The sequence below is a fragment of the Hyphomonas oceanitis SCH89 genome, from assembly GCF_000685295.1.
Lineage (GTDB): Bacteria > Pseudomonadota > Alphaproteobacteria > Caulobacterales > Hyphomonadaceae > Hyphomonas > Hyphomonas oceanitis.
Map to the genome: position 1 here is coordinate 112,916 of NZ_ARYL01000004.1, position 14,726 is coordinate 127,641.

A 14,726-nucleotide genomic window follows, 5' to 3' on the forward strand; every position below is an offset into this window, starting at 1 on the left:
GTTTGCTTTGGTGACTGGACGGGCCCTTCCGGCGGACAATGGATACGGGATGATTTTCAAACACGGAGACGGCGCACGCCCCTCTGCCGCAAATGATCCACGCATGCTGCAGCAGGCGCTCAACGCGGCCGGTTACGGCGTATTCCTTTATGATGCCGCCAGCGGCCAGATGAGCCTGGATGCCCGCACGCGCGAGCTGTTCGGCGTGCCACATCTCGACAGCGCGCAACCCGCCGACATTATGATCCAGCTGGCTCATGAAGAAGACCGGGCCTGGGTGGCGCGGGCCGCCAGCGAGGCGCTGAACCCGAACGGCAGCGGGACTTATACGGTCGAGCACCGCACGCTGATGCAGGATGGCAGCGTGCGCTGGGTCGCCGTGAACGGACGCACCGAGTTTGAAACCATTGGCGACGAGCGCCGCGCGGTGTTGACCTGCGGCGTGGTGCGGGACGTGACCGAGGAACGCGCCATCATGGACGAGCTGATGGTGGCACAGACGAATCTGGCCACGGCTGTCGAGGCGGCCAACCTCGGCATCTTCCAGTCTGATTTCATCAGCAATACATCCAGCTGGGACCGGCGCGCCGTGATGCTGTTCGGGGCCGATGTCGACGGTGCTCAGCTCGGGGAGCAGGAGATCTTCGAGTCGATCCATCCCGATGACTATGAGGAGGTGATGAGGGCAATCCAGCGCTCGATGGATCCCGACGGCGACGGCGAATACAAGGCCGACCACCGCATCAAGGGCGTCGACGGCGCGTTCCGCTGGATTGGCGTGCGCGGGAAAACCGAGTTCGGCATGCACAAGGGCGAGCGGGCGCCGCTCTACCAGCGCGGTGTCGTGTTTGACCGGACCGAGGACAAGATGCGCGAGGAGCAATCGGCGCTGCATGTGCGCGAAATGAACCACCGCGTGAAGAACACGCTGTCGCTGGTCACGTCGATCATGAACCAGACGCTGCGCTCTTCGGATGACCTGGAGGATTTCCGCGAGAAGTTTTCGGGGCGCGTCGGGGCGATTTCCTCGGTGCACTCGATCATCGTGGATGGCACCAGCAGGCCAGCGCGCCTGCGCGACCTGATCGAAAGCCAGGTGACGCCCTATGTGCCGGACACGGGCGACTGCCTGGAGGTCGAGGGCGAGCAGGTGCAGCTGACGGCTGAACGCGCGCGGGCGCTTGGCCTGGTCCTGCACGAGCTGGCGACGAATGCCAGCAAGTATGGCGCGCTGAGCGTGGCCGAAGGCAAAGTCCGGATTAGCTGGCAGTGCGTTCGCGAGGACGGGCACGACTTTGTCGACATACGCTGGGAAGAAATGGGCGGGCCGGCCGTCTCGGCGCCGGAACGGACCGGATTCGGCAGCAAGCTGATCATGAGCCTGCTCGGCAAGGGGGACGGGTCTTTCGCGAAGACGGACTACCTGCCCGGCGGCGTGCAGGTTTACATGCGCGTGGGTCTCGAGCCGGACTGATCCGGCCACCAGCAATTTCATCAATCTCGATGCGAACCGTGTGGCCTTTGGAGGGATCGGCCCATATTTCGATTGACGTGCGCCGTATTTGTAACAATATTACATCACAATAATTGACACGGGACCGGATGACCGGCCCGGCAAAACCGGAGGAAACACGCATGCTGAACTCAACCGCAACCCGCACACCGGCCGCCGCCCTGATGGCCCTGCCGGTGGCCTATGGCCTGTTCCTGCTGATGAATTCGCTGATCGACGTGAAGGAGATCACGATTGCTCCAGTGGCTTCGCGCGTGCTGGATGCGATCACGCCGCAGCGGCCGGACCCGGATGCGCCGATTACCAACCGCGCGAAGCCCACACCTTTGGAATCGGCCACGCAGCCGCCTCCGCCGCCGCGCGCGTCCGCGACGCAGACTGACATTTTCCTGCCAACGCCTGTCGTGCCCGGCGCCGTGCCGGAGGGCCTGTCGAGCCATGTGCAGATGCCGACGATCAAGCCGGTTGTCGTATCCTCGCGCGACTATCAGGTGGTGCGTCCGCCTTTGCCTGTCTATCCGCGCCGGGCCGCCGAGCGGGGCATTTCGGGGACATGCAATGTGGCGTTCAGTATCGACCCGCGTGGCAAGCCGTTCCGCGTCTCGGCCACGTGTAGCGACCCTGTCTTCGTCAGCGAAGCGGAAAGCTCGGTCTCGAAAGCGGAGTTCGCGCCGCAACTCGTCGACGGCCAGTTCGTGACGGTGACGGGGCTGGAATATCCGCTGAATTTCAAGCTGGGTGAGTGACCGCTTCACCTGCTGCGCAGGCACCTCCCCCGCAAGCGGGGGAGGATGAAGGGGACTATTCCGCCGGGACGGAGGCGGGTTTGCGTTTGTCGAAATTGGTCCAGACGCCGTCTTCGCCGTGCCAGTCGCCGCGGGTTGCGCCTTTGGAATATTCGGTGGCGCGCTGTTCGAAGAAGTTGGCGTGCTCGACCCCGTTGAGGATTTCCGAGAGCCAGGGCAGCGGGTGCTTGTCGATGCCGTAGATCGGCTCAAGCTTCAGCTGGCCGAGGCGCCAGTCGGCGATATAGCGGATGTATTGCTTGATATCGTCGGGCGTCATGCCTTCGATCTCGCCGGCTTCGAAGGCGAGTTCAATGAACTTGTCTTCCAGCGCGACCACGGTGCGGCAGTTTTCGCGGATCTTCTCGCGCAGCGCGTCAGTCATCACGCCGGTTTCCGCGCAGAAGGCGTGGAAGAGCTTGATCATGCCTTCGCAGTGGAGCGACTCATCGCGGATCGACCAGGTGACGATCTGGCCCATGCCCTTCATCTTGTTGAAGCGCGGGAAGTTCATCAGCATGGCAAAGCTGGCGAAGAGCTGGAGGCCTTCGGTGAAGGCGCCGAAGACGGCCATGGAGACGGCGATGTCCTCATTGGTCTCACAGCCGAACTGGCCGAGATAGTCGTGCTTCGCCGACATCTCCTGATATTCCATGAAGGCGGAGAATTCGGAATCGGGCATGCCGATGGTTTCCAGCAGCAGCGCATAAGCCGCGATGTGGATCGTCTCCATGTTGGAGAAGGAGGCCAGCATCATCGACACTTCGGTCGGTTTGAAGAGCGGCATGTAATTGGTCATGTAGTTCGCGCCGACCTCGACGTCGGACTGCGTGAAGAAACGGAAGATCTGGGTCAGCAGGTTACGCTCGCCGTCCGACAGCTTGACCGCCCAGTCCTTGCAGTCCTCACCCAATGGCACCTCTTCGGGCATCCAGTGGACCTGCTGCTGCTTCTTCCAGAAGTCATAGGCCCACGGGTAGCGAAACGGCTTGTAGGCAAAGCTGGGTGTCAGCAGTCCTGGCAAATTCTGGTGTCCGTCAGCCATGGGGGCCTCCTTGGTGTTCATGTCGATGTCTGGAGTAATATACACCACATATAGTGCTTCATTCAGGTTAATGACGCAAGATGTTCCGGTAACGATTGCGACACTTGTCCACAGGCCTGCACACAGGAAAAGCGCTGGCGACGTGTTTGCGGGCAAATGCGCCCAAATTTCTTATACGCCCGATTCCGGTGCGAGTCCCCCGTCGGTCGCGGGGCATTTTGCAGGGGGCGCACGCACAACCCTAATGCGCATCTCGGGACAAATTCGTACGTCAGATTAGCTTATTGTTTATTATATATAATATATACACGCCTGATGCGTTTTGTTGACCAACCTTCTTACGACCCTGAATGGCCTGCGATAATGCCCACGCAAGCGGGGACGCAATAGAGACCGCCCCCATGATCTCCGCACTTGAACATCTTCGGCAGATTTTCGATGCCCTGCCCTATCCGGTCTTCGCCAAGAACGGGAAGCATCAATGGATCTATGGCAACGCCGCGTTCGAGCAACTTATCGGCACCGATGACTATATCGGGAAGGATGATTCTGCCTATTTCCCGATGGAGCAAGTCAAGGTGTTCCGCACCCAGGACCGCCGCGTATTCGGCGGCGAGGAAAGCCTCAATGAGGAAGAGATCGGTGAGGGCCTTTTTGCACTGACCCGCAAGATACCGCTGACCTTGCCCGACGGGTCGCTCGGCCTGGTCGCCATCATTCTCGCCACACTCAAATCTGATGCAGCGACGACGGACCGGGCGTGGATATCCGAAGCCTTGCGCCGGGAACCGGCAGAACAGAAACAGCATCTGGAAACCTCCTGGTCCGAACGGCATGAGGAGCTGCAACAGCGCCTGACCGCAGTTGAAAGCATGCATTCCAGTACGCTGCAGATTGCGCGGACGGACGCGACGACCGGTCTCATGAACCGTCTGGGCTTTGATGCCGAGATCGAAAAAGCCATCCTTGCGTCCAAGGAAAGCGGCAAGCCCTTCGGCGTCGCGTTCATCGATGTTGACCGGTTCAAGCAGATCAATGACCGGTTTGGCCATGCGTCCGGCGACAAGGTGCTGACCGTCGTCGGCAGGCGGCTCAATGAGCTATCTGACGTATTCGCCGTGGCCCGCTGGGGCGGTGACGAATTCGCCCTGCTGACAGAACTGCCGAATATCGGCCTGGAAGCCCTGAGCCAGGGATTCGAAGAGGCGCGCCAATATGCCTTCCGTCCGGTCAAGGATGGTAATCGCAGGATCAGCATTTCCGGGTCCGCCGGTATGGCCGTCTATCCCGATGATGCGACCGACGCTGAAGAGCTGATGCGCTATGCCGATATTGCCCTGATCCGGGCCAAGCAGTCTGGACGCGGACGCGTTCTGATTTTCGATCACAAACTCAATGATGCCGAAAAGCGCCGTACACGGATAATGAGGGACCTGCCCGAGGCCATCGCCAATGGCGAAATAGTGCCCTATTACCAGCCTATCATCTGTACGAGCAAACGCACTGTTCGCGGTGTCGAAGCACTGGCGCGCTGGACGCACAAGGAGTTGGGGCCGATCGATCCGGCAGAGCTGTTTGAACTCGCCCACATGGCCGCAATGGCGAGTGACGTCGACAAGCATCTGCGCACCATGGCCCTGGAGCAGGTAAAGCCGTGGCTGGACAATGGCCTGATCAACTACCTTTCACTGAACATTTCACCGCAGGACATCGTCTGTGAGGATTTCGCAGAGAAGTTTCTGGGCAGGCTGAAGGCGATGGAGATCAGTCCGCAAAGTATCTGCGTTGAGATCCTGGAATCAGCCATTGTCAGCGATCTTGGTCTGGCGCACGCCAACCTCGAGCAACTGAGTGCTGCAGGCGTGAAGATTGCGCTGGATGATTACGGCACAGGGTTTTCAAACCTGCGAGCCTTGCTGGACCTGCCGCTGGACAAGCTGAAGCTGGACCAGTCGCTGGTGCGCGCACTCGGCACGAACAACAAGGTGGGCAACCTGCTGATCTCGATCATGGAGCTGGCCAAGGCGCTGGATGTGCGGGTGGTGGCCGAGGGAATAGAGACCCGGCTGCAGTCCAGCTTCATCACCTCCATCGGCTGTGACCTGATGCAGGGATACCTGTTTTCCCCGCCCCTGCCCTATGCGCAAATGAACGAATGGCTGGGCGAGTATCGCGAGAAAGTGGCCTGAGACCTGTCGCGCTAGTGAGCGTGGCGGGATGACGGCGACAGGTGGGCTGGCAGCACGGGGCGCGGCTGGCCAGGCGCGGTCGCATTCACCGGCATGACGGCCTGAGAGGCAGTCAGCGGCACGTCTTCCCAATCGCTTGTCTCCAGCCCCGATTCGAGACGACGCTCGGCACGCATGGCGCGGCGGAAGACGAAGGCTGTGAGCACGACGAGGCCGACGACCGAGATGGCCAGGGCAATGTTGACGAAGGTCTGCGGGACGTGGAGTTCGGCGAGGAGTGTCCAGACGGCGGTCAGGTCGACAATGGTCGTGATCTCCATGATGAGGAGCGTCATGACCAGGGCTTTCAGGAAGCGGCCCATGAGATGTGTTGTCCATGAAAACACCAGCATGCGCTGGCACAGGTTCTATTATCTGCCTGTCCCGACCGGCCCGCAAGATGGATTTATCAGGTCGCTAGTGTGTCGCCGCGCAGGCGGCCGGGACATGGGCGCCGAGCATGGGCAGGCCCTCGGTGCAAAGTTCCAGACCGCCCTGCCACATCATGTGCAATGCCACATAGAGGATCACGGCAAGTCCGACAAAGGCGATCCAGCGATGCTTGCCAAGGATGCGCGCGATCAGCGATGAGGCGAGGCCCATCAACAGGATGGACAGCGTGAGGCCGAAGACCAGCACCCAAGGATGTTCGCGCGCGGCGCCGGCGACGCCGAGGACATTGTCGAGCGACATGGAGACGTCGGCGAGGATGATCTGCACAACGGCGGCGCGCAGGGACTTGGCAGGTTTTTGCCCGGCAATCGTGCCGTCACCATCAAGGTCTTCCGCCGCAAGGGCTTCAGCCGTGTTGTGCGCAGCGTGTTCCTGAAGCTCGCGCCACATCTTCCACGCGACCCAGAGCAGCAGGACGCCGCCGGCAAAGAGCAGGCCGACAATCAGGAGGAGCTGGGCTGCAACGAGCGCAAAGGCGATGCGCAGCACCGTGGCGGCGATGACGCCAATGAGAATGGCCTTGGCGCGCTGCTGCTTTGGCAGGCCGGCGGCGGCCATGCCAATTACCACGGCATTGTCGCCCGCCAGGACGAGGTCAATTGCGATAACGGCGAAGAACGCCTGAATGAGTTCCGGCGTCAGGAAATCTGGCGTCATGGCGGGAAGGCTTTCCTTGCCGGTTAACCTGGAAATGCTGTCGGCTTCGTTACTCAGATGGGGGTGATCGGTTCAGGCGGCAATGCCATACCTGTTGAAACGGGTCTCCGCTTCTAGGAGCGCGCTGTGCTTGTTGTGATTTCGGCCGTCGTCGAATTGGCGATGAAGCAGAGTTCGTGCGCCTCATGGTGCAGGGCTTCAATCTGGTCGGCGGACGGGGCGAGCCCCTCATAGCTGACGACCGGGTTCAGGGTCACACGGGTGATCGCCATGCGACCGGCCGGATTCTTGCCCATCACACCGACGGCCTGGTCTTCATAGGTGTTGACGACGAAGCCGGCATCACGCGCCTTGTGGAGATAAAACAGCATATGACAGCTGGAGATTGACGCGACAAAGGCCTCTTCGGGATCGACATTACCCGCGACTGAATACGGCAGCGGGACAATATCAGGTGATGCCGAAGCCGGCACTTTCAGGCCGCCGTCAAACTCCCACTCATGCGCGCGTGTGTGCTTGTTGGCCTTGAAGTCCCCCTCACCACGCGACCATCTGATGATGGCTGTATGTTTACCCATGTCAGGTCTCCCGAATGTGCACATTGCGGCTGCCGCTGTTTACCCCGCCGCGACGGCCAGGATCAAGCCGCATGAATCGGAATGCGGTTGCCGCTTCGCCGGTCTAGTCAGGCACCGGAAACTGACAGGAGGCCCCATGCGTGTCGCAGATATTTACTGGGCAGATGTTGAAGCAGCGCTGGACGCAACCGGCTTTGCCTCGCTGGGCGTGCTGCTGGAGGCCGATGCACGAGCGGCGCTGGTCGGCGCGTTCGGTGAGAGCGCACCCTATCGCAGCCATGTGCATATGGCGCGGCACGGGTTTGGGCGGGGGGAATACAAGTATTTCCGCTATCCCCTGCCCGCCGCGATCGCGGCGCTGCGGGAGGCGCTGTATCCGGGCTGCGCGGCCATCGCCAATCGCTGGGCTGAGCGGATGCGCCCGGACATGCACTATCCGGCCGAGCATGCCGACTTTCTGGAGACATGCCGCGCGGCGGGACAGACGCGACCGACGCCGCTGATCCTCTCCTATAAGTCCGGGGACTATAATTGCCTGCATCAGGATCTGTATGGCGGGATCGTTTTTCCGCTCCAGATCGTTATCCTGTTGAGTGAAGAAGATGATTTTGACGGCGGTGAATTTGTGATGACCGAGCAGAGACCAAGGATGCAGTCGCGAGCGCATGTCGTGCCGCTGCGCGCGGGCGAAGCGGTGGTGTTCGCGGTGAACGAGCGGCCTGTGAAAGGCACGCGGGGCGACTATCGCGTGAAGATGCGGCACGGTGTCAGTACGCTGACGCGGGGCGCGCGGTTTGCGACGGGCATTATCTTCCATGAGGCGACCTGATGGCTGACCTGTTGAGCGATTTGAGGCCGGGCGAAGCGTGGCATGGCGAAGGCGTGCTGCACTTGCCGAGCTTTGCCGATGCGGGCGCTATATGGGCCGCGCTGCACCCTGTGCTGAAGGCGGCGCCGTTCCGGCATCTGGTGACTCCGGGGGGAAAGACCATGTCAGTGTCGATGACGAATTGCGGACGGGTTGGATGGGTGTCTGACCGGGCGGGCTATCGGTATCAGGCGGTTGACCCGCTGAGCGAGCGGCCATGGCCGGACATGCCCGACGCCTTGCGCGATGTTGCCGTGCGGGCGGCGGCGGCGTTCGGGGCGCCGGACTTTGACCCCGATGCCTGCCTGATCAATTGCTATGATGTCGGCGCGCGGCTAACGCCGCACCAAGACCGGGACGAGCAGGACCTTGGCCAGCCGGTTGTATCTGTGTCGCTTGGCCTGCCCGGCCGGTTCGTGATTGGCGGGACGGAGCGGGCTGGCCCGAAGCAGACTGTGCTGCTGGAGCATGGCGACGCGCTGGTGTTCGGGCGGGAGGCGCGCCTTGCCTATCATGGCGTGCTGCCGATCAAAGCAGGCGATCACCCGGTGATCGGCGCACGACGCATCAGCCTGACGTTTCGCAAGGCGGGGTGAGGCTCAGAGATTGAGCGCGGCGGTAAGGAATCTGGCGCAGGTTTCTGGCGTGCTGGCTGTCGTATCAACTTCAAGGTCGTAGTGGACGTGGGCATGCACGCGCCCGTATTGCCAGCGAACCTGGCCGATCTCGCGATCACCCCGCGCGACTTCCCGTCGCTCGCTCGCCTCAAGCGTGGCGTAGACTTTGACGAAGGTGACGTCATGGCTCGCAAGTAGAGCCTGATACTCGTCCTGCTCCTTATCGAGCATGACATCATCCACGATGAGATTGAGCCCTTCATTCGCCATGGCAGCAATAGCGTGCCGCATGCCGCGCAGGACACGGGCCGCATAGGGACCCGTCTTGATCATGACTTCCGGGGGATCGATGCCTTCCAGTGGCAGGATCCGTAGACCCTCCGGATGATGCGCATAGCGCAGCGGCATCATCTCAAGAAAGGTGTCCATCTGCACATGCAGGAAAGGCTGCTCAGCCACGGCCTGCAGAGCACGGGCTAGCGTGGTCTTGCCTGCACTGCTGGTGCCGTTGAGAATGACGACCTTTGACCGCATAGGGAATATTTCACCAGTGACTGAATGCCCTACATCTATCGGCCGCATACCCGTGCGGCAACCGCTTCCCTTCTCGACTCCTGCCGGCAGGCCGTGCACCATGGGCACAAAGAAAAACAAGGGAGAAGACGATGCAAGTTGCCGCCTATGCTGCGAAGAGCCCGGAAGCACCGGTTGAGCCACTCGAGATCACGCGCCGCGACTTGCAGCCTAATGATGTGCTGATCGACATTACCTGGTGCGGGGTGTGCCATAGCGACATCCACACGGCGCGCAATGAATGGGGCCGGACGAAGTATCCGATTGTTCCGGGACACGAGATTGTCGGAAAAGTCAGCGCGACTGGCGCAAATGTTCGCAAGCACAAGGTGGGTGATACGGTTGGTGTTGGCTGCCTGGTGGATGCCTGCCTGACGTGTGGGGCCTGTCATGATGGCGACGAGCAGTATTGCGAGAAAGGATCGACGGGCACCTATGGCGGCACCGAGCCGGTGATCGGCGGGCAGACGCATGGCGGCTATTCGAAACAGATAGTGGTGCGCGATGAATTCGTACTGAAGGTTTCCGATAGGCTGAACCCGGCGGAAGTGGCGCCCCTGCTGTGCGCAGGCATCACCAGCTGGTCGCCGCTGAAACACTGGAACGTCAAGGCCGGTGACAAGGTGGGGGTGATCGGGCTGGGCGGCCTCGGCCATATGGGCGTGAAGTTTGCCGTGGCGATGGGCTGCGAAGTGGTGATGATCACAACGTCAGAAGAGAAAGGCACCGATGCCAAGCGTCTGGGCGCGCATGACGTCCTGGTGTCGACGGACAGGGACGCGATGAAGGCGCAGCGGGGAAGTTTTGATTTCCTGCTGAACACCGTGCCGGTGAAGCATGACCTGAACCCCTACCTCATGCTGCTTGGACGCAATGGCACGATGGTGATTGTCGGGGCAATCGAGCCGCTGGAGCCGATGCATGGCGGCCTGCTGCTGAGCGGACGCAAGCGCGTGGCGGGATCGGGCATTGGCGGCATCGCGGAGACGCAGGAGATGCTGGACTTCTGCGCCGAGCATGGCGTGACCAGCGACATTGAAGTGATCGCGATGAAGGATATCAACGCCGCCTATGACCGCGTGGTCAAAGGCGACGTGAAATACCGGTTCGTGATTGATATGGCGACGCTCTAGCGGGCGACGGAGATGGAGAAGGCGCCGAAACGCTGGGGCGTGACTTGCGCGTCGAATTCCTCGGTGCGGTTCACATAGGTGAAGGCGAGCTGGACGTCTCGGTAGTGGATGGCGAGGCCGGCCTGAAGATCGCCGACATAGGTCTTGCGATCATCGACGCGGGGGCTGTCGCGGAACAGGTTGCCATCAAGGAACATGTCGCGGCCGACGGCGCGGCCAGCGACGCCGACAAAGAAGTAGCCGCCCATGGGATTCTCTTCGGTGCCGGGGATGAACTCGCCAGCGCCTGACAGGGCCGGACGGATGCGCGGCGGGCCGAAGCTGGAATCGAGGTCCCAGCCGATCCGCGCAGTCAGGCCCGAGGACGCATAGGTGCGCACGTTGCCGAGCGCACCGCCAAGGTCGAAACCCAGATCGGTTTCGACGCCGAGCGGCAAGGTTGGCCCCGGAAAGCGGTAGAGGCGCTGGGCGATGATCTCGACGCCGGGTTCATCCTTCAGCTGGCTGGTCCAGCCCTGCGCCTCCGCGACGCCGATGATGCGGTGAAAATTGTTCTGGACGAATTCGCCGCCCGCAGAGGGGCCGACAATGCCGAGATTGACCTGCAGCGTGTCCTGCGTGTTGCCATTGGTGCCGACAATCGTGCCTGAAGCGTAGAGCCAGCCGGCATAGGGCCGGTCTGTCGGGTCTGGCACGGCCAGCGTCTTGTCCTCGGGCGTGAAGATGACGTGGCTGAGGGCAAAGCCCTGGCGCAGTTCCTGACGCTTCAGATCGAGGAAGGGAATGCGGTCGGCAACCCATTCGAGCGCCGGGAAGATTTCGTCGGCGCCGGACACGCGCTCAATGCGCAAACCGTTGGAGTAGTTTCGGTCCGTGCCACCGCCGAACTTGTCGTTCTCGACAGTGAGCGAGACGACCGCGGGTTTCTTTACCTCCTGGGCATGAGCCAGGGGCGTAACAAAAAGGGCCGCGACAAGCGCGACCCGTGAACAGGTGTGGGTCAACATCATGACCGGTGAACTAGCATCTATCGACGCATCGTGAAACTTACACCTGCGAAATCTTCAGTGTTGCTGAAACTGCCATTGCGGTCTTCGTATTTCACTTCGCGGCGGATGTAGCTGAGCGAAAGCTCCCCGCCTGCCCGCTGGATCGAAACGCCTGCCTGAAGGTCGCCGACCGTGACCTGATCGGTCAGGGACATGTCGTTGAGATTTGGGGCGAAGCTGGTGTTGCCGGCATCCCAGATGAGGGCTTCGCCATCGGCGCCGGCGAAGATGTACCAGCCTTGAGGCTGGCCGTTCTTGTCGAGGATGTTCAGATCCTTACCGATCCGGACTTCACCGCCGACGCGCTGGCTGAGGAGTTCGCCATCATCCCGCACGGCGATACGCGGGGCGACGCCGACGTCAAACTTGAGGCCGGTCAGGGCGCGGGGCGCAGCGAAGGCCACTTCGGCGGCGATGTCTTTTTCGATCTGGGTTGGCGCGCCCATGCCGAGCTTGCCGCGTTCGGCTGCGATTGCCACCAGAGCGGGGCTGCCGGTCCAGGAGAGCTCCGGAAGGTCAGACGGGACGATGCCGGCGAGTGAGTCGAAACTGGCGGTCGACCCGTTATTGAATTGTGCCACCGGGGCTGGCAGCACACCGAGCACTGTGCCTGAAAAATGCGCAGGTGCGCCGTCGACGACATGAACCGACACGTCGGCAGGCTGTTCGGCTTGAATATTGTGGGTTCCAAGCGCCGAAGGCACTGCCATGCTCATGCCGAGACTTGGCGGCACGGCCGGTTCGCTCCGGACAAAATCATGCGGAGATGTAGACACACAGCCCTGGCAGGCCATGGTCATGACTGTTGATGCTATTGCGAATACCATACGCTTGACACCCTTCATGGCTAATCCTCGTACGCTCACGCTTGTAGAGAATTACACCTTACCCGACTTAATGTAGCATAAAGGACACAGGATCCCCAAATGCCTTTCGCTCGTAAAAGATTAATTACGCCCTATTGAACGCCTTCCTGTAGTTACGGTTCCACAACCCGCATTTTTTTCGATTTTTCCCGCAAGAATTGGGCCGTTGGGCCCATCAATCTTGTTAATCCGTATGAATTTTTGTTCGAATTGCGGCAACCCGGCAAGACCTTGCACGAAATTCAGCCAGGCAGACGTTCCACCTGAATGCGAAAGGCGGCCAGCCCGATTGGACTGACCGCCTTGCCATGCGTGGATTGTGAGACCGGCCTATTGGCAGGCAAGGCACTCGTCATAATCGGTATTCGGCGTGTCGAGCGTCTGGCCCTCGATCCGTTCGGAACCGGCAAAGGCTGCACGCTGCACCGATTTGGAGCGGCAGTAGTAGAGAGACTTCAGGCCGCGTTCCCATGCTGTCCAGTGGAGCATGTGGAGATCCCACTTGGAGACATCACCCTTGAGGAAGAGGTTCAGCGACTGCGACTGGCAGATATAGGGCGTGCGGTCGGCCGCCAGCTCGATGATCCAGCGCTGGTCGAGTTCGAAGGCGGTCTTGAAGACGTTCTTCTCGTGCTCGTCGAGGCATTCAAGGTGCTGGACCGAGCCCTCATGCTCAAGGATGGAAGTCCATATCTCGTCAGTGTTGAGGCCCTTCTGATCGAGCAGGGTTTCGAGTTGCTGGTTCTTCACCGTGAACGAGCCCGACAGCGTCTTGTGGGTGTAGACGTTGGCCGGGATCGGCTCGATGCCTGCGGATGTACCGCCGCAGATGATCGAGATCGACGCGGTTGGCGCCACGGCGAGCTTGTGGCTGAAACGGGCCATCATGCCGACGTCGCGGGCATCCTCGCAGGGGCCACGCTCCTTGGCGAGCTTGACCGAGGCGGCATCTGCACCCTGGCGGATGTGCTTGAACATCTTCTCGTTCCACACCTTGGCCATGGCGCCTTCCATCGAGACGTTCATCATCTGGAGGAAGGAGTGGAAGCCCATGAGGCCGAGACCGACCGAGCGTTCGCGCTTGGCCGAATAGACGGCGCGGGCCATTTCCGGCGGCGCGCGCTCGATGAAGTCTTCGAGCACATTGTCGAGGAAACGCAGGATGTCTTCGATGAAGTGCTCTTCCTTCGACCATTCCATGAACTTCTCGGCATTGACCGAGGAGAGGCAGCAAACAGCCGTGCGATCCTGACCGCGATGGTCGACGCCGGTGGGCAGCGTGATCTCGGAGCAGAGATTCGACTGGGTGACCTTGAGGCCGAGCTTGCGCTGGTGCGCAGGCATCGAGTTGTTCACGGTATCGGTGAACAGGAGATAAGGCTCGCCGGTCTGCATGCGCAGCTCGAGGATTTTCTGCCAGAGCTTGCGGGCATTGATGGTGCGCAGGACTTCGCCCGATTTCGGGCTGACCAGGCCATAGTCTTCATCATTGCGGACGGCTTCCATGAAGTCGTCAGTGATGTTGATGCCGTGGTGCAGGTTGAGGCTCTTGCGGTTGAAGTCGCCGGACGCCTTGCGGATTTCGAGGAATTCCTCGATTTCCGGGTGGTGGACGTCGATATAGCAGGCAGCCGAACCGCGGCGCAGGGAGCCCTGCGAAATCGCGAGCGTCAGCGAATCCATCACACGGATGAAGGGGATGATGCCGGACGTCTGACCGTTCTGGCCGACTTTCTCGCCGATGGAGCGGACATTGCCCCAATAGGTGCCGATGCCGCCGCCATTGGAGGCGAGCCAGACATTCTCGGTCCAGGTCTCGACGATATCGTCAAGCGAATCGCCGACCTGGTTGAGGAAGCAGGAAATCGGCAGGCCGCGCGCAGCGCCGCCATTAGAGAGGACGGGCGTCGACGGCATGAACCAGAGTTTGGACATATAGTCGTAAAGGCGCTGGGCGTGCTCGGCGTCGTCGGCAAAGGCCAGCGACACACGCGCGAACATATCCTGATACGACTCGCCGGGCAGCAGGTAGCGGTCGCGCAGGGTCGTCTTGCCGAACTCGGTCAGCAGGGCGTCACGCGATGGATCCGTCTGCACGGGCGCGCCTTCGACCACGCGCAAAACCGCCTCGGCACCGGCTTTCGGCTTGCCTTTACGGGGCGAATTTTTGGTCACAGACTTGGCCTCGGATGCAGACATGTGCAGCCCTCCAGTTTCATTGTTAAATATAGGAACTGAAGCCCCCGGTCGCCAGATATGGCGCCCAACTTCTCTCCTGACACAACATATAGTGTCCGAAGGTTAACAGTGGGTCAACGGGACAATTCGTGAAAGTGTCAAATTTGGCGTGGAATTCGGGTT

At 60.9% G+C, this 14,726-nt stretch carries 14 protein-coding genes; 6 read left to right on the forward strand and 8 right to left on the reverse strand.

Annotation, left to right across the window (positions count from 1 at the left end):
- Window positions 1-49: 49 nt before the first annotated feature.
- Complete coding sequence (locus HOC_RS04365) at window positions 50-1,474, forward strand: sensor histidine kinase (protein ID WP_035536099.1); 1,425 nt, start codon at window positions 50-52, stop codon at window positions 1,472-1,474.
- Window positions 1,475-1,635: 161 nt separating this feature from the next.
- On the forward strand, window positions 1,636-2,259 hold the full coding sequence (locus HOC_RS04370) for an energy transducer TonB (RefSeq protein ID WP_162174804.1): 624 nt from the start codon (window positions 1,636-1,638) through the stop codon (window positions 2,257-2,259).
- 55 nt (window positions 2,260-2,314) lie between these two features.
- Here HOC_RS04370 and HOC_RS04375 read toward each other — a convergent pair whose 3' ends face one another.
- Window positions 2,315-3,343 carry a ribonucleotide-diphosphate reductase subunit beta gene (locus HOC_RS04375; RefSeq protein ID WP_035536252.1) on the reverse strand — a complete coding sequence of 343 codons (1,029 nt, stop codon included), beginning with the start codon at window positions 3,341-3,343 and terminating at the stop codon, window positions 2,315-2,317.
- A 401-nt stretch (window positions 3,344-3,744) separates the two neighbouring features.
- Between HOC_RS04375 and HOC_RS04380 the strand changes: the two genes are divergently transcribed.
- Entirely contained in the window at window positions 3,745-5,532 is a 1,788-nt protein-coding gene (locus tag HOC_RS04380) for a sensor domain-containing protein (RefSeq protein WP_035536101.1), read from the forward strand.
- A gap of 11 nt (window positions 5,533-5,543) precedes the next feature.
- Here HOC_RS04380 and HOC_RS04385 read toward each other — a convergent pair whose 3' ends face one another.
- The 3 genes from HOC_RS04385 to HOC_RS04395 form a co-directional block, all read right to left on the reverse strand.
- On the reverse strand, window positions 5,544-5,894 hold the full coding sequence (locus tag HOC_RS04385) for a hypothetical protein (protein ID WP_035536103.1): 351 nt from the start codon (window positions 5,892-5,894) through the stop codon (window positions 5,544-5,546).
- Between the two features lie 94 nt (window positions 5,895-5,988).
- On the reverse strand, window positions 5,989-6,681 hold the full coding sequence (locus tag HOC_RS04390; protein ID WP_035536105.1) for a TerC family protein: 693 nt from the start codon (window positions 6,679-6,681) through the stop codon (window positions 5,989-5,991).
- A gap of 113 nt (window positions 6,682-6,794) precedes the next feature.
- Window positions 6,795-7,259 carry an OsmC family protein gene (locus tag HOC_RS04395; protein WP_035536106.1) on the reverse strand — a complete coding sequence of 155 codons (465 nt, stop codon included), beginning with the start codon at window positions 7,257-7,259 and terminating at the stop codon, window positions 6,795-6,797.
- A gap of 136 nt (window positions 7,260-7,395) precedes the next feature.
- Between HOC_RS04395 and HOC_RS04400 the strand changes: the two genes are divergently transcribed.
- Together HOC_RS04400 and alkB are read left to right on the forward strand one after the other, a co-directional pair.
- Complete coding sequence (locus HOC_RS04400; RefSeq protein WP_051624516.1) at window positions 7,396-8,088, forward strand: 2OG-Fe(II) oxygenase; 693 nt, start codon at window positions 7,396-7,398, stop codon at window positions 8,086-8,088.
- On the forward strand, window positions 8,088-8,723 hold the full coding sequence (gene alkB / locus HOC_RS04405; protein WP_035536108.1) for a DNA oxidative demethylase AlkB: 636 nt from the start codon (window positions 8,088-8,090) through the stop codon (window positions 8,721-8,723). Before HOC_RS04400 ends, alkB begins: the two co-directional genes overlap by 1 nt.
- A 3-nt stretch (window positions 8,724-8,726) precedes the next feature.
- On the opposite strand, the gene HOC_RS04410 is transcribed toward alkB, so the two are convergent.
- Window positions 8,727-9,278 (reverse strand): chloramphenicol phosphotransferase CPT family protein, encoded by a 552-nt coding sequence (locus HOC_RS04410; RefSeq protein ID WP_035536109.1) that lies wholly within the window; start codon window positions 9,276-9,278, stop codon window positions 8,727-8,729.
- A 131-nt stretch (window positions 9,279-9,409) separates the two neighbouring features.
- Between HOC_RS04410 and HOC_RS04415 the strand changes: the two genes are divergently transcribed.
- Window positions 9,410-10,450 (forward strand): NAD(P)-dependent alcohol dehydrogenase, encoded by a 1,041-nt coding sequence (locus HOC_RS04415; RefSeq protein ID WP_035536111.1) that lies wholly within the window; start codon window positions 9,410-9,412, stop codon window positions 10,448-10,450.
- Here the strand turns inward: HOC_RS04415 and HOC_RS04420 are convergent.
- From HOC_RS04420 to HOC_RS04430, 3 genes are all read right to left on the reverse strand, one after another.
- Window positions 10,447-11,460, reverse strand: a complete 1,014-nt coding sequence (locus HOC_RS04420; protein ID WP_051624517.1) for a lipid A deacylase LpxR family protein — start codon at window positions 11,458-11,460, stop codon at window positions 10,447-10,449. The genes HOC_RS04415 and HOC_RS04420 overlap by 4 nt on opposite strands.
- A 17-nt stretch (window positions 11,461-11,477) precedes the next feature.
- A complete protein-coding gene (locus tag HOC_RS21040) occupies window positions 11,478-12,344 on the reverse strand; it encodes a lipid A-modifier LpxR family protein (RefSeq protein WP_051624518.1) in 867 nt (288 codons plus the stop codon).
- A 351-nt stretch (window positions 12,345-12,695) separates the two neighbouring features.
- Window positions 12,696-14,564, reverse strand: a complete 1,869-nt coding sequence (locus HOC_RS04430) for a ribonucleoside-diphosphate reductase subunit alpha (RefSeq protein WP_035536113.1) — start codon at window positions 14,562-14,564, stop codon at window positions 12,696-12,698.
- Between the last annotated feature and the right edge of the window lie 162 nt (window positions 14,565-14,726).

Bases quoted from the DNA above. Each gene is read 5' to 3' on its own strand.
- HOC_RS04385 (WP_035536103.1), bottom strand. From the start codon at position 5,894: ATGGGCCGCTTCCTGAAAGCCCTGGTCATGACGCTCCTCATCATGGAG.
- HOC_RS04365 (WP_035536099.1), top strand. From the start codon at position 50: ATGATTTTCAAACACGGAGACGGCGCACGCCCCTCTGCCGCAAATGAT.
- HOC_RS04410 (WP_035536109.1), bottom strand. From the start codon at position 9,278: ATGCGGTCAAAGGTCGTCATTCTCAACGGCACCAGCAGTGCAGGCAAG.
- HOC_RS04415 (WP_035536111.1), top strand. From the start codon at position 9,410: ATGCAAGTTGCCGCCTATGCTGCGAAGAGCCCGGAAGCACCGGTTGAG.
- HOC_RS04430 (WP_035536113.1), bottom strand. From the start codon at position 14,564: ATGTCTGCATCCGAGGCCAAGTCTGTGACCAAAAATTCGCCCCGTAAA.
- HOC_RS04420 (WP_051624517.1), bottom strand. From the start codon at position 11,460: ATGATGTTGACCCACACCTGTTCACGGGTCGCGCTTGTCGCGGCCCTT.
- HOC_RS04395 (WP_035536106.1), bottom strand. From the start codon at position 7,259: ATGGGTAAACATACAGCCATCATCAGATGGTCGCGTGGTGAGGGGGAC.
- HOC_RS04380 (WP_035536101.1), top strand. From the start codon at position 3,745: ATGATCTCCGCACTTGAACATCTTCGGCAGATTTTCGATGCCCTGCCC.
- alkB (WP_035536108.1), top strand. From the start codon at position 8,088: ATGGCTGACCTGTTGAGCGATTTGAGGCCGGGCGAAGCGTGGCATGGC.
- HOC_RS04400 (WP_051624516.1), top strand. From the start codon at position 7,396: ATGCGTGTCGCAGATATTTACTGGGCAGATGTTGAAGCAGCGCTGGAC.
- HOC_RS21040 (WP_051624518.1), bottom strand. From the start codon at position 12,344: ATGAAGGGTGTCAAGCGTATGGTATTCGCAATAGCATCAACAGTCATG.
- HOC_RS04390 (WP_035536105.1), bottom strand. From the start codon at position 6,681: ATGACGCCAGATTTCCTGACGCCGGAACTCATTCAGGCGTTCTTCGCC.
- HOC_RS04370 (WP_162174804.1), top strand. From the start codon at position 1,636: ATGCTGAACTCAACCGCAACCCGCACACCGGCCGCCGCCCTGATGGCC.
- HOC_RS04375 (WP_035536252.1), bottom strand. From the start codon at position 3,343: ATGGCTGACGGACACCAGAATTTGCCAGGACTGCTGACACCCAGCTTT.